Origin of the sequence: Sulfitobacter sp. 1A13421, assembly GCF_043557285.1 — a bacterium.
Classification (GTDB): Bacteria; Pseudomonadota; Alphaproteobacteria; order Rhodobacterales; family Rhodobacteraceae; genus Sulfitobacter; species Sulfitobacter faviae.
This window is the reverse complement of the sequence record NZ_JBIFFQ010000001.1, coordinates 334,573-358,771: the sequence shown is the minus strand read 5'-3', so window position 1 is coordinate 358,771 and position 24,199 is coordinate 334,573. Positions and strand designations below refer to the sequence as shown.

The window sequence follows — 24,199 nt, the reverse complement described above, 5'->3', positions numbered from 1 at the left end:
GGGGAACAATACCGAAGCGTCGCTGGTGCCGTTGTACCGGCTTGGGCGCTCGCATATCATCCTTCCCAACAAAGGCGCAGAGACGGAGAGCAGCGGATGTCAGAGCAGATCGAAGAGCTGGATCCGGCGGCCTCCCCTGAAGAGCGTGCCGAGGCCTATGTGCTCGACCGGAAAGCCGTGGCCGCGATCCTTGAGGCGGTAGAGGCCAACGATCAGGCGCATCTGACCCAACTGATGGAGCCGCTACACGCCGCGGATATCGCCGACCTTCTTGAGCAGATCGACGAAGACGATCGCGCCGCCTTGATCCGGCTTTACGGGCAGGAATTCGACGGGGAGATTCTGTCGGAACTCGACGAGTCGGTCCGCGAGGAAGTTATCAGCATTCTGACGCCGCAGGTTCTGACCCAAGCGGTGCGCGAGCTGGACAGCGACGATGTGGTCGACCTGATCGAAGATCTGGAAGACGCGCAGCAGGAAACCATTCTCGACGCATTGGAAGAGACCGACCGCGTTGCGGTGGAACAGGCGCTGAACTGGCCCGAATATTCCGCCGGTCGTCTGATGCAGCGCGAGGTTGTCATGGCACCAGAGCATTGGACGGTGGGCCAAGCCATCGACCATCTGCGCGCCACCAAGGAAGAAGACCTGCCGGATCAGTTTTATCACATCGTCATGGTCGACCCGCGCCTGCATCCGGTGGGCAATGTGACCTTGGGCAAGCTCATGCGCTCGCGCCGCGAGACGCGGCTGGCGGATATTCTGGAGGAGACCTTTCAGATCATCCCTGCCATGCGCGATGAGGGCGATGTGGCCTATGCCTTCAACCAGTACCACCTGATCTCGGCCCCCGTGGTCGACGAGGAGGGGCGGCTCATCGGGGTCATCACCATTGACGATGCCATGGCCGTGCTCGACGAAGAACACGAAGAAGACATCCTGCGACTGGCGGGCGTGGGCGAGGGGTCGCTCTCTGACCGGGTGACGGAGACGACGAAGCAGCGGCTGCCGTGGCTTGCGGTGAACCTTGTGACGGCGATTGCGGCCTCCGTGGTGATCTCGCAATTCGAGGCGGCGATTGCGCAGATCGTGGCGCTGGCCGTGTTGATGCCGATCGTGGCCTCAATGGGCGGCAACGCGGGCACGCAGAGCTTGACGGTGGCGGTGCGCGCCATCGCGACCAAAGACCTCACCGGCTCCAACGTTTGGCGGGTGATCCGGCGCGAGGTCTTGGTGGGGCTGGTCAACGGGCTGATATTTGCGGTGATCATGGGCATTGTCGGCGTGCTCTGGTTCGGCTCGCCGGGTCTGGGCTATGTCATCGCCACGGCGATGGTGATCAACCTCGTGGTGGCGGGGCTTGCGGGCACCGGCATCCCGATCTTGCTTGAGCGGTTCGGGGTGGACCCGGCGCTCGCCTCGGGCGCGTTTGTGACGACGGTGACGGATGTGGTGGGCTTTTTTGCCTTCCTCGGCCTTGCCGCCATGGTGCTGTTGTGAGCGATTGCGCCGCTCGGAAGGCCGAGGCGCGCAAGGCGGCCTTTGCCCGCCGTAAGCCCTTGTTCGAACAGGCGAATGCAGCGCAGGCAGGCTATCTTTCCGAGGTTTTGGCGGGCTACCGCGGCGTGCCGCTGTCGGGTTTCATGCCGATCCGAACGGAGATTGATCCACGCCCTGCCATGGCCGAGGCATGCGCCCATGGTCCCGTCGGCGTGCCGGTGATCAAAAAGCCGAACCACCCGCTGTCCTTTGCCCGTTGGACCCCCGAGACTGCGATGGTGCCGGGCACCTTTGGCGCGATGATCCCCGCTGAGCCCGATTTCTTCGAGCCTGAGATCGTGATCGTGCCGCTTTTGGCCTTCAACCGCGCAGGCGGGCGGCTGGGCTATGGCGGCGGCTTTTATGACCGTACGCTGGCGATGCTGCGCGGGCGGCGGGCCACGCTGGCCATTGGCTTTGCTTTCGCGGGGCAGGAGTGGGACGACGTCCCGCTGGAAGACACCGACGCGCCGCTCGATCTAATCGTGACCGAGGCCGGGGTGATCGAGGTGACGCCGGGCCAACCCCCGTCCCGAGCGGAATAAGGGTTGCCGCCAAGCCGCGCGCGTCCTAGTCCATGGGCATGAAGATTTTGTTTCTTGGCGATGTGATGGGCCGCGCCGGACGGCGGGCGATCACCGAAAATCTGGCGCGGCTGCGGCGCGACTGGAAGCTCGATTTCATTGTGGTCAACGGCGAGAATGCGACCGGCGGCATGGGGCTTTCGGGCGCACATGCCAAGACGCTGCTCGATGCCGGGGCCGATTGTCTGACCCTTGGCGATCACGCTTTCGACCAGAAAGACATGCTCAGCTTTATCGAGCAGGAGCCGCGTGTTATCCGCCCGCTGAACTTCTCCAAATCCGCGCCGGGCAAGGGGGCTAAACTCTTCACGGCACAGAACGGCAAGAAGGTTCTAGTCACCCAAGCGCTTGGGCAGGTCTTTATGAAACGGCCCTTCGATGACCCTTTCTCGGCGCTGGAGCCGGTGCTGAAAACCCATCCGTTGGGCGGCATGGCGCAGGCGATCATCGTCGATATGCACTGCGAAGCCACGAGTGAGAAGATGGCCATGGGCCATTGGTGCGACGGGCGGGCGAGCCTTGTGGTCGGCACCCATACCCATGTGCCCACGGCCGATGCGATGATCCTGCCGGGCGGGACGGGCTACCTGAGCGATGCTGGCATGTGCGGCGATTATCATTCGGTGATCGGCATGGATAAGGCCGAGCCGCTGCGCCGTTTCATCACCGGAATGCCGCGCGAACGTTTCACCCCCGCCAATGGCGAGGCGACCCTGTCGGGCGTCTATATCGAGACTGACGACCGCACGGGCCGCGCCACGCGGATCGTCCCGGTGCGTGAGGGCGGTGCCCTTCAGGCCAGCGCCCCTTAAGACCGGCAAGGCGCGGCCCCATGCGTCGCGCTTGCACCGAGGGCGGCAATCGGCGTAACTGGACAACGGCCTTTTGCCCGAATGACAGGTTCTTGATGGAATTTTTCAGCTTCTCTCCGATGGAGACGGCGGTGCTGACCCTCGTGGTCGTCGGCATGATGTTCGTGCTTTTCCTGCGCGAAGCCTTTCCGACCGAAGTCGTCGCCATCGCCGGGGCGGCCTTGCTGCTGGCGCTTGGCGTGCTGCCCTATGACGACGCGCTTGAGGTGCTTTCAAACCCCGCGCCTTGGACCATCGCGGCGATGTTCATCATCATGGGGGCCTTGGTCCGCACCGGGGCACTGGATGTGTTGACGCGGCTGGCCGAACGCTCGGCCAAGACCCACCCCAAGACGGCGGTGGCGGGGGTGATCCTGTCGGTCATGGCGGCCAGTGCGATCATGAATAACACGCCGGTGGTGGTGGTGATGATCCCGGTGGTGGTGCAACTGACCCGCACGCTGAACACCAAAGCCTCCAAGCTGCTGATTCCGCTCAGCTATGCCGCGATCATGGGTGGCTCTCTGACGCTGATCGGCACCTCTACCAACCTCTTGGTCGATGGTGTGGCGCGGTCGCAGGGCATGGCCCCTTTCGGCATTTTCGAGATCCTGCCCGTGGGCCTTGTGGTCTGCGCTTGGGGCTTGCTTTACATGCTGCTCTTTGCTGACCGGCTGCTGCCCGCGCGCGACAGCATGGCGAATATGCTCTCTGACCGCTCCAAGATGAAATTCTTTACCGAGGCTGTGATTCCGCCCGAAAGCAACCTGATTGGCCGTGAAGTGCTGGACGTGCAGCTTTTTAAACGCGAGGGCGTGCGGCTGATCGACGTGGTGCGGGGCGACGATTCATTGCGCCGCAACCTCAAAGGGGTCGCGCTTCAGGTTGGCGACCGTGTCGTGCTGCGCACCCAGATGACCGAGCTTTTAAGCCTGCAAAACAACAAGGAACTGCGCCGGGTCGACCAGCTGTCGGCGGTGGAGACCACGACTGTCGAAGTGCTGATCACCCCCGGTTGCCGGATGGTGGGGCGCAGCTTGGGCTCGATGCGGCTGCGGCGGCGCTATGGGGTCTATCCGCTGGCGGTGCATCGGCGGAACCAGAACATCGGCCAGCAGCTTGACCAATTGATTGTCAAGGTCGGCGATACGCTGCTGCTGGAAGGGGCTGCCGAAGACATCCAGCGGCTGGCAAGCGAGATGAACCTTGTCGATGTGACCCAACCTTCGGCCCGGGCGTTCCGCCGGGGTCATGCACCGATCGCCATTGCCGCCCTCGTGGGGATCGTGGCTCTGGCGGCCTTCAACGTGGCGCCCATCCTCCTGCTGGCCGTGATCGCCGTGGCCGTGGTGCTGGTGACGGGCTGTATCGACGCGGAGGAGGCTTTCTCTTTCGTCGAGGGGCGGCTGCTGGCGCTAATCTTTGCCATGTTGGCGGTTGGCGCGGCCTTGCAGAATTCCGGCGCGATCACGCTAATCGTCGACAATATCGCGCCGGGGCTGGCGCAATTGCCGCCGTTTTTCATCATTTGGGCGGTGTTCCTGCTGACCACCATCCTGACCGAGATCGTCAGCAACAATGCTGTGGCGGTGATTATGACGCCCATCGCCATCAGCCTCAGCACCGCGCTTGGCATGGACCCGCGGCCGCTGGTGGTGGCGGTGATGATCGCGGCCTCCTGCGCCTTTGCCACGCCCATTGGCTATCAGACCAATACGTTGGTGTACGGGCCGGGGGGGTATAAATTCACCGATTTCATGCGCATCGGGATCCCGCTGAACCTGAGCATGTCGCTGTTGGTAAGCGCGGTGATCCCGCTGTTTTGGTAACTCAGGCGCTGCGCTGCTTTTCGGTCTGGGCGACGATTGCGTCAAAGCCCGCTTGCGCCTCAAGGAAGTTACGGGTCAGCGGGGCGGTGAGTTCGGATTGGTCCGAGAAATAGGCCCCGACCCGACAGATATGCGCCGCGAATTCAGGATGCACCCCGGCGTCGTCATAGCGCCGGATGCGGTCCTTGCTCAGCCAGCCACGCTTCTTGGCCTCTTTGCTGATCAGCTTGAGCCGTTGCACCGCGTGAAAGGTCAGATAGACCGAGAGATAGTCGAGGTAGTCGGGCAGGGGGATGCCGCAGGTCGGATCGAAGGCGTCGATCACCACGTCGACCATGTCTGGCGGGGCAATGGGCCATGCCTCATCCCCGATCAGCCAAGCGATGTCTTCTGCCCCGTGACGCAGCCCGGCATATTCGAAGTCGAACCAGCGCAGCTTGTCATCGCGGCCAATCGCGGCGTTGCCCGAACGGCAGTCCCATTTGACGAATTGCCGCACCGGGGCGTTGATGCGCTCATAGGCGGCGGTGCGGTCGAACTGGTCCGAGATGCCGTCGCCGAGGTCTTTCAGAAAATCCACCGCATCGACAAAGTTCAGCACCCAGTCGCGGTTGTTGCCCAGATGCGGCATGATCGCGTTCAACTCGGTCTGGCGCGCGGCGCCGTGGATGCGGAAGATGGCTGAGACGGCCTCGGCTGCGAGGTCAAGCTGTTCGGCGCGTTCCACCCGCGCGATCTCGACGTTGAGGCGGCGCTTGCCGACGTCGGATTGGAACATGATCTCTCCCACAACGCCCAGACATTCGGGCAGGTCGCTGCAGTGGCGGCCAAGCTCGGTCAGCACATGGGCTTCGAGATGGGTGCGGCGGAAGTTCGGGCGCAGGGTGGCGATCACCGTGCGGTCGGTCAGATGCAGCCGAAAGCTCGACCGGTTTTCGCCGCCCGGGGCCGATACCCGCGCCACATCTTGCCCGAAATGCTTGCGCGCCGCCGCGACGATCTGGGCCTGAGCGCTTTGTTCCTTGGGTCGTGCCATGGGGCCTCCGCTGGTGTTTTCGCCTGTCTAGGTCGGCTGGCTGACGAGGGTACGGCGGGTTTTGGGCAAAACAAAGGCAATTTCCACCTATCCCGACGGGAGTGATTCGCACCCCATCAGCGCATTTGACCTATACGAAAGAACAATGCCCTCTCAGGGTGTCTCACTGTTTCGATTTATCACGCTTTGTCGGCCCAATTTACCCAAAAAATGGAAAGAATTTGGCGGAAATAGGCGCCGCTGCTAGCTTCACAGGTCAGTGGGGGATGCGGCGCTGCAAAGCGGCCGCGGCTGCAAATGCATATGAGGGATTGGCGTCATGGGTTACAGATTCTCAAAGGGTTGGAACAGCAAGGACAATAGCTGGTCCACTGGCGGTGAAGCGGGCAGCGGTTGCGATGCCAGCGGAACGAAGTCCTATCACAACGGCGGGGTAGAGGGCTCCTCCTTCGCGACGTGGTATGACAAGCACTTGGCCGGGAAGTTCGACGGGAACGATGACGGCAAAGGCTCCGGTTCGGGTGGGACCAAGGGTTCCGGTTCTGGCGGCACGAAGGGCTCCGGCTCTGGCGGTACGAAAGGCTCCGGCTCGGGTGGCACCAAGGGTTCCGGCTCGGGCGGTACGAAAGGCTCCGGCTCCGATGGCACAAAAGGTTCCGGTTCGGGCGGCACGAAGGGCTCCGGTTCCGGTGGCACGAAGGGCTCCGGCTTGGGTGGGACCAAGGGTTCCGGCTCTGGAGGCACGAAAGGCTCCGGCTCGGGTGGCACGAAGGGTTCCGGTTCTGGTGGCACGAAAGGCTCCGGTTCTGGCGGCACGAAAGGTTCCGGCTCCGGCGGTACCAAGGGTTCCGGCTCTGGCGGTACGAAAGGCTCTGGCTCCGGTGGCACCAAGGGTTCCGGTTCTGGCGGTACGAAAGGCTCCGGTTCTGGCGGCACTAAGGGCTCCGGCTCGGGTGGCACGAAGGGTTCTGGTTCTGGCGGCACGAAAGGTTCCGGCTCCGGCGGTACCAAGGGTTCCGGCTCTGGCGGTACGAAGGGCTCCGGCTCGGGTGGCACTAAGGGTTCCGGTTCTGGTGGCACGAAGGGTTCCGGCTCCGGTGGCACCAAGGGTTCCGGTTCTGGCGGTACGAAAGGCTCCGGCTCTGGCGGCACCAAAGGTTCCGGCTCTTGCGGCACTAAGGGGTCTGGTTCGGGTGGTACGCAAGGGGGTGATACCGGTGGCGACGATAAGTCCGTTCTTAATTTCCTGATGGGAGAGAGTGGGGAGATCACAATCGCCGTCACGGAAACGCCGGAGGGGCAGTTGCACTTCAACCTCTCGCCCACTGATCCCGAAGCGGAATCCCACGCTGACATCAACGGGCTTTTCTTCAATGTGACTGATGGCAGCGCAATCGAAGAACTGAACTTCTTCCCTGATGTGAACGCCGAAGGCTATCACCTGACGGATGTGAAGGCCGTGGATGACGGTGTCGACGGTTTCGACGATGGTCCCCAAGCGGGAGGCAGCTTCGATGTGGGTCTGCAGTTCGGCACGACCGCTGACAGTTCCGATGATGAGGTCACAAGCACGAACTTCACCCTCTGGACCTATCCCGGCTCGCTGTCTTTCGAAGATATCGATCTGAGCGGCATGCGTGTCGTGGTGGACTCGGATGAGAGCGGCGGCGAGGTGCTTGAGGTGTCCGGTATGGTCGATCCTGACATGGAGGACTCCGATGCCGATACCTCCGACCCCGCGAGCGCCCTCATGGACGCGCTGACCCTCACTTCCGTGCCGGAGGAGGAAGACGAAGGGGGCGACACCTGCGAGGATGACGCCTTCGACATGGCCTAAGGGGCCGTCAGTCTAAAAACGAAAGGCGCGTCCCTCTGGACGCGCCTTTTGCTTGGCGGGCGTCGCCCCCTCAGCGTCCGCGCATCCAAAGGACGAAGGGCAGGGCCACCAGATACATCGTGATGCCATAGACCGCCGAGGGCAGGGCATAGGCGCTGAACCCCGACGCTTGGCCCGAGATCAACCCGGCGAGGGTGATGCCAAGCGTCGCGTTCTGGGTGCCCACTTCGATTGAGATCGTCTTGCGGGTCTGCCACGCCAGCCCGGCCGCGGCGGCAATGCCCAGCCCCAGCAACATCAGCGCCGCGTTCATGCTAACAAGCGCGGGACCAAGCCGGGCGAGGTTCTCGGTGAAAACGCTCCAATTTCCGGCCAATGCGGCGAGGACAATCAGCACGAAGAGCAGCGCGGCGAGGGCGGAGAGGCCCGGCTCGATCCGCGCGGCAAAGCCGGGGGCGAGGTGGCGCAGGGCAAGCCCAAGCGCCACGGGCAGGGTGGTGATCACGAACATCGCCACCGCCAGCGCCGCGACCGAAACATCCGGCGCGGCATCGCCCATGAAGTGCCGCACGGCGATGGCGGTGAAGACCGGCACGGTCAGGATGCTCAGAAGCGAGACCACTGCCGTCAAAGTCACCGACAGCGCCACATCGCCCCGCGCGAATTTGCTGATCATATTCGAGGTCACGCCGCCCGGGCAGAAGGAGAGGATCATCAGCCCCACGGCCAGTTCTCCGCGCAGGCCAAAGGCCATGGCCACCGCCCATGCGGCAGCGGGCACCAGCACCACTTGGCAAAGCGCGCACAAGGCAAAAGCGCGCGGGTATTTCGCCACGCGGGTGAAGTCTGGGACCGTGAGGCCCACGCCCAGCGACAGCATGATGATCGCCAATGACAGCGGCAGTACGACGTTGATTAGAATGTCCATTTGTCCCCCCAAAGCTGACACTCAGCCTATGGGCGGCAAATATGCTCTGGCAAGTCCGACGCGCGGCGGCGGCAATTAAAGCGGCCAGAAGAACAGGATCGCGGGGATCGACACGGCGACGACGATGATCTCCAGCGGCAGCCCCATGCGCCAATAGTCGCCAAAGGAATAGCCGCCGGGGCCGAGGATCAGCGTGTTGTTCTTATGCCCAATCGGCGTCAGGAAAGCCGAAGAGGCCGCCACCGCGACCGCCATCAGGAACGGATCGGGAGAGACGCCGAGCGACTGCGCCATCTGGATGCCCACGGGGGCCGCGACGATGGTCGTCGCCGTGTTGTTGAGCACATCCGACAGCGACATGGTCACCACCATCAGCACCGTGAGGACCACCCAAGCGGGCAGCCCCTCGGTCAGCCCCACCAGCGCGCCCGCGATCAATTCGGTCCCGCCCGAAGTCTCGAGCGCAGCACCAAGCGGGATCATGGAGCCTAACAGAACGATGACCGGCCATTCGATATGGGTGTAGAGTTCCGACAGCGGCACGATCTTGGCGAGCACATAGCCGACCACCACGATGCCAAGCGCGATGGGCAGGTAGATCAGCCCGAAGGAGGCCGCCGCCACGGCTCCCGCGAACATCGCGATGGCGAGCCATGTCTTGCTGTCTTGCGTCACCGCGAGGCCGCGGTCGGCCAGCGGCAGCACGCCCAGCCAGTCGGTGACATGGGCCACCGTGTCGCGCGGGACCAGCAGCAACAGGATGTCCCCCGGTTTCAGCTCGGTCGTGCGCAGTTGCGAGGTGATCTTGCGGCCCTGTCGCGACAAGCCCAGCAGCACCGTGCGCTGCCGCCACGACAGGCCCACCGCCTGCGCCGTGCGCCCGTTGAGCCGCGAGCCATCGGTCACCACGACCTCGACAATCTCGACCCCGTCACCGTCAGCCAGCAGCAGGTCTTCGCGGTCTCGGTCGGCCAGCGCGAGGTTCAGCGTGCTGCGGAATTCGTCCAGCGCGTCGGGCGTGGCCTCAAGCACGATCGCGTCTCCGGCTTGCAGCACCACGTTACGCGCCGTGCCATAGCGCCGTTTGCCGTCGCGCATCAGCCCCAAGATCGCCACATCGGCGCGATGCGCCTCTTCTTGCAACTCGGCCAGCCGTTTGCCGATCTGTTTGTTGCCCTCGGGCACGGTCAGCTCGGCGATATATTGGGCGATGTCCTCGGCCTCGATCATGGCGTCTTCGCGGGCGGGGATCAGCCGCCAGCCGATCAGCGCGACGAAGATCAGCCCGGCAATAGCGGCAAACCCGCCGACGGGGGCGAAGTCGAACATCTTGAAAGGCGCGCCCAAGGATTCCTGCCGGATGGAAGCGATGATGATATTGGGCGGCGTGCCGATCAGCGTGGCCATGCCGCCAAGGATGGTGGCGAAACTGAGTGGCATCAGGCTCAGCCCCGGCGCGCGGCCCGCCTTGCGTGCGGTCTGGATGTCGACCGGCATCAGCAAAGCCAAGGCGGCCACGTTATTCATAAAGGCAGACAGCACCCCGCCCACGGCGCCCATCATGGTGATATGCGCGCCCAGGCTGCGCGAACTGTCGACCAGCGTGCGGGTGATCAGCATCACCGCGCCCGAACGGACCAACCCAGCCGAAACCACCAAGACCAGCGCCACGATCAGCGTGGCCGGATGGCCGAAACCGTCAAAGGCGTTTTCCGTGGGCACCACCCCCAGCACCACACCGAGCATCAGCGCCCCGAAGGCCACGATGTCATAGCGAAACCGCCCCCAGAGCAGCAGACCAAAGACCGCGCCGAAGAGGGTGAATAGGATGATCTGATCAGTGGTCATAAATCCGGTCTAACGTGGTTGCCCCATCGGCGGAAAGCTAAGCACAGGCCGGGTGGCTTGTTCCAGCGGTGATGCTGGCATATAGAGTGGCGCAAACGCATTGCCAGAACGAGGTATTCATGGCCGGTCACTCCAAATGGGCAAACATCCAGCATCGCAAGGGCCGTCAGGACAAGCTGCGCGCCAAGGTGTTTTCCAAACTCTCCAAGGAAATCACCATCGCGGCCAAGATGGGCGACCCCGACCCGGACAAGAACCCGCGTCTTCGTCTGGCGGTGAAAGAGGCCAAGGGCCAGTCCATGCCCAAGGACAACATCGAACGCGCCATCAAGAAGGCCGTTGGCGGTGAGGGCGAAGATTACGAGGAAATCCGCTATGAGGGCTATGGCCCCAATGGCGTGGCGGTGATCGTCGAGGCGATGACCGACAACCGCAACCGCACCGCTTCGACTGTGCGCTCGACCTTCACCAAGAACGGCGGCAATCTGGGCGAGACCGGTTCGGTCGGCTTCATGTTTGAGCGCAAGGGCGAGGTGATCTATCCCGCTTCCGTCGGCGACGCCGACACCGTGATGATGGCGGCGATCGAAGCCGGTGCCGAAGACGTGGAAAGCTCCGAAGAAGGCCATGTGATCTATTGCGCCGACACCGATCTCAACGACGTGTCGACCGCGCTTGAGGCCGAATTGGGCGAGTCGGAATCGACCAAGCTGATCTGGCGTCCGACCACCACCACCGAGATGGATCTTGAGAACATGGAAAAGCTGATGAAGCTGATCGATGCGCTTGAGGAAGATGACGACGTGCAGCGCGTCACCACCAACTTTGAGGCCTCCGACGAGGTTATGTCGCAGCTTTAACGCGGCATTTGCACCAGCGCCTCGCGCGCCGCGGCTCTTATGGCGGCGGTGAGCGGGGCCAGCGCGGGCGCCATGATCCGCGCGACCTGCCAGTAAAGCGGCACATCCAGCGGCAGCGCCTCGTCCAGTGACACGAGCCGCCCCGCCGCCATATCCTCGGCCACCAGCGGCGCGGGGTTCATCCCCCAGCCCAGCCCTTGACGCGCCGCCGCGACAAAGCCGTGGCTTGAGGGCAGATGGTGGCTTGGCGGGGTCAGTCGCTGCCCGGTCTTTCGCATCAACCATCGCCCTTGCAGTTGATCCTTATGATCGAAGGTGAGCATCGGCGCGCGGGCCAGTGCCTCGGTCGTGACGCCTTCGGCAAACCAAGTCTCGCGATAGGCGGGGCTGGCAGTGGCATGGTAGCGCAGCGCCCCCAAGGGCAGCACGTCGCAGCCCGGTGCCGCGCGGGCTTGCGCCGTCACCGCCGCGCTGACCTCCCCCCGTCGCAGCCAATCGGCAGAGGTGTCTTGGTCGTCGATCATCAGATCGAAAAGCATGTCGGGCACCTGCGCCAGCGCCGGGATCAGCCATGTGGCCAAGACATCCGCAGGCACCGCAAGGCGCAGCCGGGGCGGGGCGGTGGCATCGCCCGCGCCAAGCGCCTGCGCTTCGAGCAGGGCCACATCCTCCGCATGTTTGGCAAGACGCTGGCCCATGGGGGTGCCGGTGCAGGGCTGGCCGCGCAGAACGAGGGTGGCCCCCACACGATCCTCCAGCGCCTTCACCCGTTGCGAAATTGCCGAGGGGGTCACCCCCAGCACCGCCGCCGCGGCATCAAAACTGCCGAGCCGCAGGATATGGGCCAATGCGGTTAGCTGCGCGCTATCGAGCTGCATAAGATTTGCTAATCCTAACGTAGACTATTGAATTTGAGTAATCTGAACCGCCGGGCTAGGCAAAGGCAACCCATGTTATAGGACGCCTTTGATGTTCACCTCACTCCTTCCCGGCTTCGCCCTCAGCCTCACCCTCATCATGGCCATCGGGGCGCAAAACGCCTTTGTCTTGCGCCAAGGGCTGCGCCGCGAACATGTCCTGCCGGTGGTGCTGGTCTGCGCTGCCTCGGATGCGGTGTTGATCATGTCGGGGGTCGCGGGCTTTGGCGCGCTGGCCGAGGCGGCCCCGTGGTTCGGCCCGCTGATGCGCTATGGCGGCGCGGCTTTCCTGCTGTGGTACGGCTGGCGCAACGCGGTTTCCGCATGGCGGGGCGGGGAGGCGCTGGAGGCCGAGGGGCAATCCACCCGCAGCCTGCGCAAGGCGATCCTGACGCTGCTGGCTCTGACGTGGCTGAACCCGCATGTCTACCTCGACACCCTGGTGCTGCTCGGCTCGATCTCGGCGCAATATCCCGACCGGCTCAGCTTTGGCATCGGGGCGGTGCTGGCAAGCTTCGTCTTCTTCTTCTCACTGGGCTATGGCGCGCGGCTGCTGGCGCCGCTCTTTGCCAGACCGCGCAGTTGGCAGGTCTTGGACGCCATTATCGCCGTGACCATGTGGGCGATTGCCATCAAATTGCTTGCGATGTGAATAAAAATGCCGCGCCCATCTTGCCCTTGGCAGCGCTTTGGGAAAGGGTCGCGGCATGACACACTCTCCCGCCACCACCCCCGACATCCCCGCTCCGCCCAACCGCCCGCTTGTCGGGGTCTTTTGGATGTTGGTGACGGGGGCCTGTTTCATAGGCGTGACCGCGCTGGTGAAATACATGGGGCCGCGGCTGCCCTCGGCCGAGGCCGCTTTCCTGCGCTACGCCATGGGGTTGGTCTTTGTCCTGCCGGTCCTGCGGTCGCTGCTGGCCACACCGGTGAGCCGGCGGCAATGGGGGCTTTTCGGCATGCGGGGCCTGTGCCACGCGGGCGGGGTGATCCTGTGGTTCTACGCCATGACCCGCCTGCCCATCGCCGAGGTGACCGCGATGAACTACCTCGCGCCGATCTATGTCACCGTGGGTGCCGCGATCTTTCTGGGAGAGAAGCTGGCCGCACGGCGCATCGTGGCGGTCTGTCTGGGGCTGGCGGGTGCGGCGATCATCCTGCGGCCCGGTTTTCGCGAAGTCTCTACCGGGCATTTGGCGATGTTGCTGGCGGCGGTGGTCTTTGCCGGGTCCTACCTCTTGGCCAAGGTGCTGGCGGATGAGGCGCGCCCGGTGATGATCGTGACCATGCTGTCGATCTTCGTGACCATCGGGCTGGCGCCCTTTGCCTTCGCCGTCTGGATCACGCCAACACCGCAGGAACTGCTGATCCTCGCCGGGGTCGCCTTTTTCGCAACGGCGGGGCATTTCACCATGACGCTGGCTTTTGCCGCCGCCCCGGTGACGGTGACGCAGCCGGTGACTTTCCTGCAATTGGTCTGGGCCACGATCCTCGGCGTGGTGGTCTTTGCCGAGCCGGTGGACCTCTGGGTCGTGCTGGGCGGGGCGGTGATCTTGGGCTCTGTCACCTTTATCACATGGCGCGAAGCGATGCTGAAACGGCAGGTCACGCCCCCCTCGCATGCGACGAAATTCTGACCTTCCGCCCCGTCAGTCGGTACTTGATTGACGAGTCAATAAAGATTCCCCTATCCTGAGGCGGTCAACAATGCCCCAAGGATCCGAATCCAATGCCCAAAGTCGGAATGGAACCCATTCGCCGCTCTGCGCTGGTCAAAGCCACCATCGCCGAGATCGGCGAGGCCCAGTCGCTGGATGTGACGGTGAGCCAGATCGCCAAGCGGGCAGGCATGTCGAGCGCGCTGGCGCATCACTATTTCGGCGGCAAGAACCAGATCTTTCTGGCGGCGATGCGGCATATCCTGTCGGAATATGCCGCCGGGGTCCGCGAGCGGCTTGCCACGGCCCGCACGCCGCATGACCGCGCGGCGGCGATTATCGTGGCCAGTTTCGACGATACCGGCTTTCACCCCGGCACGATCAGCGCGTGGATGACACTCTACGCCCATGCCCGCACCAACCCCGAAACCCGGCGGCTGCTGACGGCTTACCAAAGCCGGTTGCGGTCCAACCTCACACATGCGCTGCGCCCGATCAGCCCCCAGCCCGAAGGCGACGCCGAAACCTTGGCGGCGCTGATCGACGGGCTCTACCTGCGCGCGGCGCTGTCGGATGGCGTCAGCGCGGCAGAGGCCATGACCCGCGCGCTCTATACACTCGACCTGCTGCTCAAAGCGGGCCGTTGAACACCGCGGAGACGGGCGGCACCGCCGCGCTCCGCCTCACTGAACACTCCTCGCCTCAGGCAAGAAAGTCCCTTTGATGTCCTATGATCCCCAACCCAACGCCAGCCACTTCATCGACGGCGCCTATGTCGAAGACACCAATGGCACGCCGATCCCGGTGATCTATCCCGCCACGGGCGAAAAGATCGCGACGGTCTATGCCGCCACGCCTCAGATCGTGGAACAGGCCATCGCCTCGGCCCGCCGCGCGCAGGCCGCATGGGGCGCGCTAAGCGGCACCGAACGGGGCCGCATCCTGCGCCGCGCCGCCGACATGATCCGCGAACGCAACCACGATCTGTCGGTGCTGGAAACCCAAGACACCGGCAAACCCTATCAGGAGACCTCCGTCGCCGATGCCACCAGCGGCGCGGACGCGTTGGAGTATTTCGGCGGCCTCGCTGGCAGCCTGACCGGCGAGCATATCCAACTGGGCGAGGACTGGGTCTATACCCGCCGCGAGCCCTTGGGCGTCTGTGTCGGCATCGGGGCATGGAACTACCCCACCCAGATCGCCTGCTGGAAGGCCGCTCCCGCGCTGGCCTGCGGCAATGCGATGATCTTCAAACCGTCCGAGACCACGCCGCTCTGCGCCCTGAAGGTCGCCGAGATTCTGATCGAGGCCGGGCTGCCCGCGGGCCTCTTCAACGTGGTGCAGGGCATGGGCGAGGTCGGGCAGTCGCTGGTCACCGATGCCCGCGTCGACAAGGTCTCGCTCACCGGCTCGGTGCCCACGGGGCGCAAGGTCTATGCCGCCGCCGCCGAGGGCATCAAGCACGTGACGATGGAGTTGGGCGGCAAGTCCCCCCTGATCGTCTTCGAAGACGCGGACATCGACAATGCCGTCGGCGGCGCGATCTTGGGCAACTTCTACAGTTCCGGCCAGATCTGCTCGAACGGCACGCGGGTCTTCGTGCACCGCGGCATCAAGGAGAAGTTCCTCGCCCGGCTTTCCGAGCGGCTGGACAACGCCGTGATCGGTGATCCGATGGACCCCGACACCAGCTTTGGCCCGATGGTCAGCGAGCGGCAGATGCAAATCGCGCTGGACTACGTCGAGAAGGGCAAGGGTGAGGGCGCGCGGCTGGTCTATGGCGGTGCGCGGATCGAGCGTGAGGGCTTCTACATGCAGCCCACCGTCTTTGCCGATGTCGAGGACGACATGATCATCGCCCGCGAGGAGATCTTCGGCCCCGTCATGGCGGTGCTCGACTTCGAGGACGAAGCCGAGGTCATGGCCCGCGCCAATGCCACCGAGTTCGGCCTCGCCGCCGGTGTTTTCACCCGTGATCTTGCCCGCGCGCATCGCGTGGCGGCGGGGTTCGAGGCCGGGACCTGCTACATCAACAGCTACAACGACGCGCCGGTCGAAGCGCCCTTTGGCGGCATGAAGAACTCCGGCGTCGGCCGCGAGAACGCCAAGGCGGCGATCGAGCACTACAGCCAGGTGAAGTCGGTCTACGTGCGCATGGGCGATGTCGAGGCGCCCTTCTAAGGGGTGAATTTGCTGAGAGGTGCTTGAGGGATCAGCCTGATCCTCAAGTCACCTCGTCAATTCTGGGGAGCGATTCCCCACCGCCTCAAGGACAAGCCGCGCCTGCGCGCGGTGCTGCGCATCCTTGACCCGGCGGGGAATCACGGAAGGAAGAGCTATGGAAGCTGAATTTGTCATCGTCGGCGCGGGCTCCGCGGGCTGCGCCATGGCTTACCGTTTGGCCGAGGCGGGCCGCAAGGTCATCGTCATCGAACACGGCGGCAGCGACGCGGGTCCTTTCATCCAGATGCCGGCGGCGCTCAGCTATCCGATGAACATGCCGCGTTACGACTGGGGCTATAAATCCGAGCCCGAGCCGCATCTCAACAACCGCGAGCTGGTCTGCCCGCGCGGCAAGGTGATCGGCGGCTCGTCCTCGATCAACGGCATGGTCTATGTGCGCGGCCACGCCAAGGATTTCGACCATTGGGAAGAGTCCGGCGCGCGCGGTTGGTCCTACGCCGATGTGCTGCCCTACTACAAGCGCATGGAGACATGGCATGAGAACGGCCATGGCGGCGATCCGGCATGGCGCGGCAAGGATGGCCCGCTGCACGTCAGCCGCGGCCCGCGCGAGAACCCGCTATTCGATGCCTTCGTGCAGGCCGGGGCGCAGGCCGGCTACCCGGTGACCCATGACTACAACGGCCGCCAGCAGGAGGGTTTCGGCCCGATGGAACAGACTGTCTGGAACGGGCGGCGCTGGTCGGCGGCCAATGCCTATCTGCGCCCGGCGCAGAAGACCGGCAACGTCACCCTGATCCGCGCGTTGGCGCAGCGCGTGGTGATCGAAGAGGGCCGTGCTGTGGGTGTCGAGGTCAAGCGTGGCCGCGCGACGGAAGTGATCCGCGCCAGCCGCGAAGTGGTGCTGGCGGCCTCGTCGATCAACTCGCCGAAACTGCTGATGCTTTCGGGGATCGGCCCCGCCGCGCATCTGGCCGAACACGGGATCGAGGTGCTGGCCGACCGCCCGGGCGTTGGGCAGAACCTGCAGGACCATCTAGAGCTTTACATCCAGATGGCCTCGCGCCAGCCGATCACGCTCTACAAGCACTGGAACCTCTTGTCGAAGGCCGTCATCGGCGCGCAGTGGCTGTTCACCAAGACCGGCATGGGCGCCTCGAACCAGTTCGAATCTGCGGCCTTCATCCGCTCGAAGCCCGGTGTGGAATACCCTGATATCCAATATCATTTCCTGCCCATTGCCGTGCGCTACGACGGGCAGGCGGCGGCTGAGGGGCATGGCTTTCAGGCGCACACGGGGCCGATGCGTTCGAAGTCGCGGGGCGAGATCACCCTGCGCTCCGCCGACCCTGCCGAGGCGCCGCGCATCCGCTTCAACTACATGTCGCATCCCGACGATTGGGAAGAGTTCCGCACCTGCATCCGCCTCACGCGGGAGATCTTCGCGCAGGATGCCTTCAAGCCCTTCGTCAAACACGAGATCCAGCCCGGAGAAGCGCTGCAATCGGACGCGGAACTTGACGCCTTCATCGCCGAACACGCCGAGAGCGCCTATCACCCCTGCGGCACCTGCCGCATGGGGGCGGCGGGCGATCCGAACGCCGTGGTCGACCCGCAGGCGCGGGTGATCGGGGTCGAGGGGCTACGCGTCGCCGACAGTTCGATCTTCCCGCGGATCACCAATGGCAACCTAAATGCGCCTTCGATCATGGTCGGCGAAAAGGTCTCAGACCTGCTTCTGGGCCGCGATCCGCTGCCGCACGCGAATGACGAACCTTGGGTGCATCCGAACTGGCAGGTGGCGCAGCGTTGATCGTTAACCTGCCTTAACATCCTGTCTTGAAGGCCGCGGGGCGGGGCGTCATACCTGCCTCATGTTAAGGATTTGTTCACTTTTCGCCCTCAGTCTGACACTGAGCCTCGCAACTGGATCGGCGGGGGCGCAGACCGTCTCGGGCGTGGTTCGCGTGATCGACGGGGATACTTTCGATCTCGGCGGTACGCGCATCCGCTTACACGGCATCGATGCGCTCGAATCCAGCCAGACCTGCGAGACCGATGACGGGCAGGCCTGGGCCTGCGGAGATTGGACAACGAGGGAGGTGCGCGACAGATACCAAGGGGCCGATGCGCGTTGTGAGGCACTAGACCGCGACCGCTATGATCGCATCGTCGCCCGCTGCCATGTGGGCGACGTTGACATGGGGCAGGCGCTGGTGCGTGACGGGCTGGCCTTTGCCTATCGGAAATATTCGATGGACTATGATCTGGATGAGAAGGCCGCCTTTGTCGCAGGCCGTGGGATTCACGGGTTCAAGACGGTTTCCCCCGCCCGCTACCGCGTGACCCGCCGCAGCGGGTCCGAGCCTGCCCGGCCCGAGGGGAGCTGCCAGATCAAAGGCAATATCAGCGCCAAGGGGGTTAAGATCTATCATATGCCGGGGCAAGAATTTTACAGCCGCACCCGCATCAGCGCCCGCAAGGGCGAGCGTTGGTTCTGCTCCGAAGCCGAGGCCCGCGGCGCGGGGTGGCGGCGCGCGCGGCGCTGATCACTCCACCTGGTAGGGCAGGGTGTCGCGCAGATGCGGGTCGACCACCAACTGCCGCTCTAGCGGCGGGACGGAGCGTTGATGGCAATCCCGGCGTTCGCAAATCCGGCAGGAAATGCCGATCGGTTCAAAGGCATCGCTGCGGGTGACATCCATCCCATCGGCATAGACCAGCGCGGGCGCATGGCGCACCTCGCAGCCCAGTGAAATCGCGTAGCGCCGCACTGGCGCGCCAAACCGCCCCGCCGGTTTCGAGATGTCCCGCGCCAAACTGATATAGCGCACGCCATCCGGCGTCTCGGCCAGTTGCCGCAGGAACCGCCCCGGCGTTTCAAAGGCGCGGTGGACATTCCAAAGCGGGCAGGCGCCGCCGAAACGCGCGAATTGCAGCCGGGTGGCGGAATGGCGTTTGGTGATCGTTCCTGCCTGATCGACCCGGACGAAGAAGAAGGGCACCCCCTTCGCGCCGGGCCGCTGCATCGTCGACAGCCGATGCGCCACCTGCTCGATCGAGGCACCGAAATGCCCGGCCAACACCTCCAGATCATGGCGGCAATCCTGCGCCTTTTGCAAGAACCGCCCATAGGGCAAGAGGGCTGCCCCGGCGAAATAATTGGCCAGCCCAATCTTTGCGATATCCCGCGCCGCGGCGCTGTTGAAGCGGGCAAGGTCCAGCGTCGCCTCCAGCAGCGCATCCTGCTGGGTCAGCGCCACCTGCAACAACATCTGAAAGGTCTGCGTCTCAGGTGCCGCACGGGCCGATAGATGCAGCACCTTGCGCGCGGGATCATAGGCGCGCAGCCGGTCGTCATCCTCAAAAACCACGCGCACCCCGACGCTCTCAAGAGCGCGCGCCGCGGTCGCCCGCGTATCACTGCCGCTGCCTTCGCGGGTCGCGAAATGCTCGGCCGCACGGTCGACGGCATCGATGTAATTGTCGCAATAGTGAAAGAAGTCCCGCACCTCTTCCCACGGGGAGGGCATCGCGCGGGCATCCTCACGGCCCAGGGCTTCGTCCAGCGAGGCCAACCGTTCATGCACCTGTCGGTAGCTTTGATGCAGCGCGAGAAAGGCATGTGCCAGCCCCGGCGCGTTGGAGGCGGTAAGGCGCAGATCGGCCACCGGGGGTGCCTTTCCGGCGAAAATCGGATCGGCCAGCGCCTCGCGCAGATCGCTCACCAACCGCTCCCCATCGCCGCTGGAAAGTTCGGTCACATCCAGCCTGAACTCCGACGCCAAGGCGAGCACGACATTGGTGCTGACGGGTCGGTTGTTGTTCTCCATCTGGTTGAGATAGGGCAAGGAGACGCCCAACCGGGCGGCGAAGTCTTTCTGCGTCAGCCCCGCGCGGGTGCGGGTCTCACGCAGTTTCACACCGGCATAGAGTTTCTGGATCGCCATCCGCGCACCTTTGCAACTTTGCAGTCGGGTGCAGCCTAGCTTTGCAAAGCCGGGGTCACAAGCGCGGAGAGCGTGGGCCTAGAGGCCCAAAGCTTTCTCCCGCCGGATCACCACCCAGATGGAGGCGACCGAGGCGATGGCCGTCAGCAGCATGAGCCACAACAGCGGATAGGCCCCGGTTTCGGGGGTGAGAAGGGCGCCCGCCAGCGCGCTCAAAGCCGCGCCGCCGACAATCATGATCGCCCCGCCCAGCCCGGAGGCCGTACCCGCCAGATGCGGGCGCACCGACAGCATCCCGGCGGTGGCATTGGGAATGCAGAGCCCGTTGCCCAGCCCCACCAGCGTCATCAGCCCGAAAAAGCTGAGTGGAGAGCCGTAGCCCGCCAGGAAGATCAGCAGCGACACCGTGCCGCCCACGGCGTTGGAAATGCAGCCCCAAAGCACCAGCGTGTTAACGCCGAAACGGGTCGCGGTCCGCGCGGTGACGAAGTTGCCGATGAAATATCCAATCGCGGGCGCGCCGAAATAGAGGCCTAGCACCGCAGGCTCCATCCCGAAGACCACGGTGCCCACGAAGGGCGCGCCGCCGAGATAGGCAAAAAAGGCGCCCGAGCAAAAACCCGTGGCCAGCGCATAGCCCCAAAAACGGGGGGAGCGGAGCAACTCGGGGTATTCGCCAAACTGCTGGCGCAGCGATTTGCCGCTGGCCCGGGCGGTCTCGCCCAAATCCGCCCAAGCCACCCAAAAGACCAACCCGCCGAGGATCAGCATCGCCCAGAAGGAAGCCTGCCAGCCGAAACCCTGCTCCAGCAAACCGCCCAAGGCCGGGCTGATCATCGGCACCAGCGCCATGCCCATGGTGACATAGCCGATCATGGAGGCGGATTCGTCTTGGGTATAAAGGTCGCGGATCACCGCACGGCTCAGCACCATGCCCGTGGCGATCACAGCCTGCGCCATGCGGAATACCAGAAACACGGCGATGTTCGGCGCCAGCAGACAGCCCACCGTGGCCACGAAAAAGATGCCCAAGCCCCAAAGCATCACCCGCCGCCGCCCGAGGTTGTCCGAAATCGGCCCGATGAAGATTTGCAGTATCCCGCTGAAGAACAGGTAGAGCGGCACCGAAAGCTGGATCACCGCATAATCCGTGCCGAAATGCTCTGCCATCTTCGGCAGGCTGGGCAGGAAGATGTTCATGACCATGGCCGAAAGCCCGGCCAGCAGGATCAGCGTTGAAATATGGGACGGGGTCGTCCGGTCTAAATACCGGACCCGGGGGATATCGCTCATGCAAATGCAAGTAGTCGCGGGCATGGGAAATGTCCATGTTAACTAGATTGTTTTGCAACTTTTCATTTTGCTTCACCGCGCCTGTATTGATTTTGCAAATTTGCAAAATTGCGCTTTGGTCAGTTGCGCTCCTCCGGTAGACTGGTCGAAATCACAATAGGGGTGCGTCATGAAAGACATTCTCGAACAACTGGAGCGGCGTCGCGAAGATGCGCGTTTGGGCGGCGGTCAGGCACGGATCGATGCGCAGCACAGCCGCGGCAAGCTCACCGCGCGGGAGCGTGTTGATCTGCTGCTCGACGAAGGCTCCTTCGAGGAATTCGACATGTTCGTCACCCACCGCTGCACCGATTTCGGCATGCAGGATCAAAAGCCCGCGGGCGATGGCGTGGTCACCGGCTGGGGCACGATCAACGGCCGGCTCGTCTATGTCTTTAGCCAAGATTTCACCGTCTTCGGCGGCTCGCTCTCTGAAACCCATGCCCAGAAAATCTGCAAAATCATGGACATGGCAGTGCAAAACGGCGCCCCGGTGATCGGCATCAACGATTCCGGCGGCGCGCGCATCCAAGAAGGCGTGGCCAGCCTTGCAGGCTATGCCGAGGTATTCCAGCGCAACATCGAAGCCTCCGGCGTGATCCCTCAGATCAGCGTCATCATGGGCCCCTGCGCGGGCGGGGCGGTCTATTCGCCCGCGATGACCGACTTCATCTTCATGGTCAAAGACAGCTCCTATATGTTCGTCACCGGCCCGGATGTGGTGAAAACCGTCACCAACGAAGTCGTCACCGCCGAAGAGCTGGGCGGCGCCACGACCCACACGCGCAAATCCTCCGTCGCCGACGCGGCCTTCGAAAATGACGTGGAGGCATTGGCCGAGGTGCGCCGCCTCGTCGATCTGCTGCCCGCCAACAACCGTGAAAAACCGCCGGTCCGTCCCTTCTTCGACGATCCCAACCGGATCGAGCCCTCCCTCGACACGCTGGTGCCCTCCAACGCCAACACCCCCTATGACATGAAGGAATTGATCCTCAAACTGGCGGATGAGGGCGACTTTTACGAAATCCAAGAGGAATTCGCCAAGAACATCATCACCGGCTTCATCCGCCTTGAGGGGCGTACCGTCGGCGTGGTGGCCAACCAACCGATGGTGCTGGCCGGATGCCTCGACATCGACAGCTCGCGCAAAGCGGCGCGTTTCGTGCGCTTCTGCGACGCCTTCGAGATCCCGATCCTCACGCTCGTCGACGTGCCCGGCTTCCTGCCCGGCACCGGTCAGGAATTCGGCGGCGTCATCAAACACGGCGCGAAACTGCTCTTCGCCTATGGCGAGGCGACGGTGCCGATGGTCACCGTCATCACGCGCAAAGCCTATGGCGGCGCCTATGACGTGATGGCCTCAAAACACCTGCGCTCGGATTTCAACTACGCTTGGCCCACCGCCGAAGTCGCCGTGATGGGCGCCAAGGGCGCGACCGAGATCATCCACCGCAAGGATCTGAACGACCCCGAAAAGATCGCCAAACACACCAAGGATTACGAGGATCGTTTCGCCAATCCCTTCGTGGCCGCCGAACGTGGCTTCATCGACGAGGTGATCCAGCCCCGCAGCACCCGCAAACGGGTCGCCCGCGCCTTCGCCTCTCTGCGCAACAAAAAAGTGCAGACGCCGTGGAAGAAACACGACAACATCCCGCTCTGAGCGCCATCATGCAGCTTCATCCTTTCTCAAATACCGATCCCACGAGGGCCGCGCGCGGAACCCTCGGCGGGCTGGGTGGTTTTCCTTACAAAGGAGGACCGGATCATGCCGAATTCATCTATCAAGGACGAAGAGACTTACAAGTCCCTGCGCGAAGATGGGGCGAGCAAGGAGAAAGCCGCCCGGATCGCCAATGCGCAGGCCAACGACAGCCAGCACCCCGGCAAGAAGGGGGGCAAACAGCCGCCCTACGAGGATTGGACCAAGGGCGATCTCTACGACCGGGCGCAGGAGCTCGGGATCGAAGGGCGCTCGGACATGGACAAGGACGCGCTGATCGACGCGCTGCGCAACCACTAGGCGCTCTTCTGCGCCGGGCCTGGCTGCCAGCCCTGCTGGCGGTCGGGCTTGCAGCCCCCGCGCGGGCCATTGATGTCCCATCTGGACAAACAGTTGACCTGCAAGAGGTCTTGGTCGAGGAGCTCGGCGGTGAGACTTGGCTTCGCTTCCGTTTCATTGCGCCGCAGATTGCCAAAGGGCCGGGGGCCATCGCCTATGACCGCGCCGCGCCGGATATGGAACATCTCTGCGCGGTCGTCGCACTTCCTTACATGACTGAACATGCGCTGGCGGGGCAGGTGATCGTCGTCTCCCTCGCCGACCGTCCGGTGGAATTCGGCGCGGCCGACCCCGAGGCGACCCAGTATTTCGAAGCTTTCCGGGCGCAGGATGACACCTGCATTTGGGAGGGTTTGTGATGCGCAGGCAATATCTTGCAAGAATCCGCCGATCCTCGGATTGGAATGATGCTTTGGAGTCACAACGTGACCGATTGCACTTGCAACCGTATCCATTGCCATGTGAATCGCATATGATGCGGTCAAGGAATACCCACGTATCCCTTACCTCAGAACCCGGGCTTGGCCGGCGTGTTGTCGTGTCAGGTTCATTTAACATTAATAGGAGATATACATGTCCAAGAGCATCAAGTTGCTGGCAGCTATCGGTTTCGTCGCAGCGGTTTCGGCCTGCGCACAGCAAGAAGAAGAGTACGTCGTGGTTGAGCCCGAGCCCATCTCGGTTGAGCCCGTCTACACCGGCAAGTACAAGTAATGCCGTTGCAGGGCAGGCGTTTGCGCCTGCCCTGATCCCAGCCACCCCTGCAACCGGGAGGGGTGTCTGA

Annotated in this window: 22 protein-coding genes; 16 read left to right on the top strand and 6 right to left on the bottom strand. The window is 63.6% G+C overall.

Annotated features, from left to right (window positions below; translation table 11 throughout):
• Window positions 1-96: 96 nt before the first annotated feature.
• From mgtE to ACGYLI_RS01730, 4 genes are all read left to right on the top strand, one after another.
• Entirely contained in the window at window positions 97-1,500 is a 1,404-nt protein-coding gene (gene mgtE / locus ACGYLI_RS01745; RefSeq protein WP_271687952.1) for a magnesium transporter, read from the top strand.
• Complete coding sequence (locus ACGYLI_RS01740; protein ID WP_394416632.1) at window positions 1,497-2,084, top strand: 5-formyltetrahydrofolate cyclo-ligase; 588 nt, start codon at window positions 1,497-1,499, stop codon at window positions 2,082-2,084. The genes mgtE and ACGYLI_RS01740 overlap by 4 nt, the downstream gene beginning before the upstream one ends.
• A 38-nt stretch (window positions 2,085-2,122) precedes the next feature.
• On the top strand, window positions 2,123-2,935 hold the full coding sequence (locus ACGYLI_RS01735; protein ID WP_067267593.1) for a TIGR00282 family metallophosphoesterase: 813 nt from the start codon (window positions 2,123-2,125) through the stop codon (window positions 2,933-2,935).
• 95 nt (window positions 2,936-3,030) lie between these two features.
• Window positions 3,031-4,803, top strand: coding sequence for an SLC13 family permease (locus tag ACGYLI_RS01730; RefSeq protein WP_394416630.1), 1,773 nt, complete (start codon window positions 3,031-3,033; stop codon window positions 4,801-4,803).
• A gap of 1 nt (window position 4,804) precedes the next feature.
• Here ACGYLI_RS01730 and ACGYLI_RS01725 read toward each other — a convergent pair whose 3' ends face one another.
• Window positions 4,805-5,839 carry a hypothetical protein gene (locus ACGYLI_RS01725; RefSeq protein WP_394416628.1) on the bottom strand — a complete coding sequence of 345 codons (1,035 nt, stop codon included), beginning with the start codon at window positions 5,837-5,839 and terminating at the stop codon, window positions 4,805-4,807.
• Between the two features lie 319 nt (window positions 5,840-6,158).
• On the opposite strand from ACGYLI_RS01725, the gene ACGYLI_RS01720 reads away from it, so the two are divergent.
• Window positions 6,159-7,676, top strand: coding sequence for a hypothetical protein (locus ACGYLI_RS01720; protein ID WP_394416626.1), 1,518 nt, complete (start codon window positions 6,159-6,161; stop codon window positions 7,674-7,676).
• A 70-nt stretch (window positions 7,677-7,746) separates the two neighbouring features.
• Here the strand turns inward: ACGYLI_RS01720 and ACGYLI_RS01715 are convergent, their stop codons facing one another.
• Together ACGYLI_RS01715 and ACGYLI_RS01710 are read right to left on the bottom strand one after the other, a co-directional pair.
• Window positions 7,747-8,604, bottom strand: a complete 858-nt coding sequence (locus ACGYLI_RS01715) for a bile acid:sodium symporter family protein (RefSeq protein ID WP_394416624.1) — start codon at window positions 8,602-8,604, stop codon at window positions 7,747-7,749.
• Between the two features lie 75 nt (window positions 8,605-8,679).
• Window positions 8,680-10,452 (bottom strand): SLC13 family permease, encoded by a 1,773-nt coding sequence (locus ACGYLI_RS01710; RefSeq protein ID WP_394416622.1) that lies wholly within the window; start codon window positions 10,450-10,452, stop codon window positions 8,680-8,682.
• Between the two features lie 119 nt (window positions 10,453-10,571).
• Between ACGYLI_RS01710 and ACGYLI_RS01705 the strand changes: the two genes are divergently transcribed.
• Entirely contained in the window at window positions 10,572-11,312 is a 741-nt protein-coding gene (locus tag ACGYLI_RS01705) for a YebC/PmpR family DNA-binding transcriptional regulator (protein WP_394402223.1), read from the top strand.
• Here ACGYLI_RS01705 and ACGYLI_RS01700 read toward each other — a convergent pair.
• The gene (locus ACGYLI_RS01700; protein WP_394416620.1) at window positions 11,309-12,190 is read right to left on the bottom strand and encodes a LysR family transcriptional regulator ArgP; all 882 of its coding nucleotides are present in this window, start codon (window positions 12,188-12,190) and stop codon (window positions 11,309-11,311) included. The two genes, ACGYLI_RS01705 and ACGYLI_RS01700, sit on opposite strands and share 4 nt — an antisense overlap.
• Before the next feature lie 91 nt (window positions 12,191-12,281).
• Here ACGYLI_RS01700 and ACGYLI_RS01695 point away from each other — a divergent pair, with 91 nt between their 5' ends.
• The 6 genes from ACGYLI_RS01695 (at window position 12,282) to ACGYLI_RS01670 (ending at window position 18,620) form a co-directional block, all read left to right on the top strand.
• Window positions 12,282-12,881, top strand: a complete 600-nt coding sequence (locus ACGYLI_RS01695; RefSeq protein ID WP_394416618.1) for a LysE/ArgO family amino acid transporter — start codon at window positions 12,282-12,284, stop codon at window positions 12,879-12,881.
• Window positions 12,882-12,936: 55 nt separating this feature from the next.
• Entirely contained in the window at window positions 12,937-13,866 is a 930-nt protein-coding gene (locus ACGYLI_RS01690) for a DMT family transporter (RefSeq protein WP_136720479.1), read from the top strand.
• Window positions 13,867-13,958: 92 nt separating this feature from the next.
• On the top strand, window positions 13,959-14,534 hold the full coding sequence (gene betI / locus ACGYLI_RS01685; protein WP_209219056.1) for a choline-responsive transcriptional repressor BetI: 576 nt from the start codon (window positions 13,959-13,961) through the stop codon (window positions 14,532-14,534).
• 76 nt (window positions 14,535-14,610) lie between these two features.
• Window positions 14,611-16,068 (top strand): betaine-aldehyde dehydrogenase, encoded by a 1,458-nt coding sequence (betB, locus tag ACGYLI_RS01680; protein WP_394416616.1) that lies wholly within the window; start codon window positions 14,611-14,613, stop codon window positions 16,066-16,068.
• 157 nt (window positions 16,069-16,225) lie between these two features.
• The gene (gene betA / locus ACGYLI_RS01675) at window positions 16,226-17,884 is read left to right on the top strand and encodes a choline dehydrogenase (RefSeq protein ID WP_394416614.1); all 1,659 of its coding nucleotides are present in this window, start codon (window positions 16,226-16,228) and stop codon (window positions 17,882-17,884) included.
• 61 nt (window positions 17,885-17,945) lie between these two features.
• Window positions 17,946-18,620 carry a thermonuclease family protein gene (locus ACGYLI_RS01670; protein ID WP_394416612.1) on the top strand — a complete coding sequence of 225 codons (675 nt, stop codon included), beginning with the start codon at window positions 17,946-17,948 and terminating at the stop codon, window positions 18,618-18,620.
• Here the strand turns inward: ACGYLI_RS01670 and ACGYLI_RS01665 are convergent, their stop codons facing one another.
• Both ACGYLI_RS01665 and ACGYLI_RS01660 read right to left on the bottom strand, forming a co-directional pair.
• The gene (locus ACGYLI_RS01665; protein WP_394416611.1) at window positions 18,621-20,021 is read right to left on the bottom strand and encodes a short-chain fatty acyl-CoA regulator family protein; all 1,401 of its coding nucleotides are present in this window, start codon (window positions 20,019-20,021) and stop codon (window positions 18,621-18,623) included. It lies immediately after the preceding gene.
• A 78-nt stretch (window positions 20,022-20,099) separates the two neighbouring features.
• A complete protein-coding gene (locus ACGYLI_RS01660; RefSeq protein WP_394416609.1) occupies window positions 20,100-21,314 on the bottom strand; it encodes a multidrug effflux MFS transporter in 1,215 nt (404 codons plus the stop codon).
• Between the two features lie 169 nt (window positions 21,315-21,483).
• Here ACGYLI_RS01660 and ACGYLI_RS01655 point away from each other — a divergent pair, with 169 nt between their 5' ends.
• From ACGYLI_RS01655 to ACGYLI_RS01640, 4 genes are all read left to right on the top strand, one after another.
• Window positions 21,484-23,016, top strand: coding sequence for an acyl-CoA carboxylase subunit beta (locus ACGYLI_RS01655; RefSeq protein WP_067261649.1), 1,533 nt, complete (start codon window positions 21,484-21,486; stop codon window positions 23,014-23,016).
• Between the two features lie 105 nt (window positions 23,017-23,121).
• Window positions 23,122-23,376, top strand: coding sequence for a Rho termination factor (locus tag ACGYLI_RS01650; RefSeq protein WP_394416607.1), 255 nt, complete (start codon window positions 23,122-23,124; stop codon window positions 23,374-23,376).
• Complete coding sequence (locus ACGYLI_RS01645) at window positions 23,274-23,774, top strand: DUF6497 family protein (protein WP_394416605.1); 501 nt, start codon at window positions 23,274-23,276, stop codon at window positions 23,772-23,774. The genes ACGYLI_RS01650 and ACGYLI_RS01645 overlap by 103 nt, the downstream gene beginning before the upstream one ends.
• A 214-nt stretch (window positions 23,775-23,988) precedes the next feature.
• The gene (locus tag ACGYLI_RS01640; RefSeq protein ID WP_168613065.1) at window positions 23,989-24,129 is read left to right on the top strand and encodes a hypothetical protein; all 141 of its coding nucleotides are present in this window, start codon (window positions 23,989-23,991) and stop codon (window positions 24,127-24,129) included.
• Window positions 24,130-24,199: the final 70 nt, after the last annotated feature.

What these genes read in the sequence shown, in the direction of transcription:
- betB (WP_394416616.1), top strand. Translation starts at nt 14,611, where the DNA reads ATGTCCTATGATCCCCAACCCAACGCCAGCCACTTCATCGACGGCGCC.
- betI (WP_209219056.1), top strand. Translation starts at nt 13,959, where the DNA reads ATGCCCAAAGTCGGAATGGAACCCATTCGCCGCTCTGCGCTGGTCAAA.
- ACGYLI_RS01715 (WP_394416624.1), bottom strand. Translation starts at nt 8,604, where the DNA reads ATGGACATTCTAATCAACGTCGTACTGCCGCTGTCATTGGCGATCATC.
- ACGYLI_RS01655 (WP_067261649.1), top strand. Translation starts at nt 21,484, where the DNA reads ATGAAAGACATTCTCGAACAACTGGAGCGGCGTCGCGAAGATGCGCGT.
- ACGYLI_RS01640 (WP_168613065.1), top strand. Translation starts at nt 23,989, where the DNA reads ATGTCCAAGAGCATCAAGTTGCTGGCAGCTATCGGTTTCGTCGCAGCG.
- ACGYLI_RS01730 (WP_394416630.1), top strand. Translation starts at nt 3,031, where the DNA reads ATGGAATTTTTCAGCTTCTCTCCGATGGAGACGGCGGTGCTGACCCTC.
- mgtE (WP_271687952.1), top strand. Translation starts at nt 97, where the DNA reads ATGTCAGAGCAGATCGAAGAGCTGGATCCGGCGGCCTCCCCTGAAGAG.
- ACGYLI_RS01720 (WP_394416626.1), top strand. Translation starts at nt 6,159, where the DNA reads ATGGGTTACAGATTCTCAAAGGGTTGGAACAGCAAGGACAATAGCTGG.
- ACGYLI_RS01710 (WP_394416622.1), bottom strand. Translation starts at nt 10,452, where the DNA reads ATGACCACTGATCAGATCATCCTATTCACCCTCTTCGGCGCGGTCTTT.
- ACGYLI_RS01695 (WP_394416618.1), top strand. Translation starts at nt 12,282, where the DNA reads ATGTTCACCTCACTCCTTCCCGGCTTCGCCCTCAGCCTCACCCTCATC.
- ACGYLI_RS01725 (WP_394416628.1), bottom strand. Translation starts at nt 5,839, where the DNA reads ATGGCACGACCCAAGGAACAAAGCGCTCAGGCCCAGATCGTCGCGGCG.
- ACGYLI_RS01670 (WP_394416612.1), top strand. Translation starts at nt 17,946, where the DNA reads ATGTTAAGGATTTGTTCACTTTTCGCCCTCAGTCTGACACTGAGCCTC.
- ACGYLI_RS01660 (WP_394416609.1), bottom strand. Translation starts at nt 21,314, where the DNA reads ATGAGCGATATCCCCCGGGTCCGGTATTTAGACCGGACGACCCCGTCC.
- ACGYLI_RS01665 (WP_394416611.1), bottom strand. Translation starts at nt 20,021, where the DNA reads ATGGCGATCCAGAAACTCTATGCCGGTGTGAAACTGCGTGAGACCCGC.
- ACGYLI_RS01700 (WP_394416620.1), bottom strand. Translation starts at nt 12,190, where the DNA reads ATGCAGCTCGATAGCGCGCAGCTAACCGCATTGGCCCATATCCTGCGG.
- betA (WP_394416614.1), top strand. Translation starts at nt 16,226, where the DNA reads ATGGAAGCTGAATTTGTCATCGTCGGCGCGGGCTCCGCGGGCTGCGCC.
- ACGYLI_RS01705 (WP_394402223.1), top strand. Translation starts at nt 10,572, where the DNA reads ATGGCCGGTCACTCCAAATGGGCAAACATCCAGCATCGCAAGGGCCGT.
- ACGYLI_RS01650 (WP_394416607.1), top strand. Translation starts at nt 23,122, where the DNA reads ATGCCGAATTCATCTATCAAGGACGAAGAGACTTACAAGTCCCTGCGC.
- ACGYLI_RS01690 (WP_136720479.1), top strand. Translation starts at nt 12,937, where the DNA reads ATGACACACTCTCCCGCCACCACCCCCGACATCCCCGCTCCGCCCAAC.
- ACGYLI_RS01735 (WP_067267593.1), top strand. Translation starts at nt 2,123, where the DNA reads ATGAAGATTTTGTTTCTTGGCGATGTGATGGGCCGCGCCGGACGGCGG.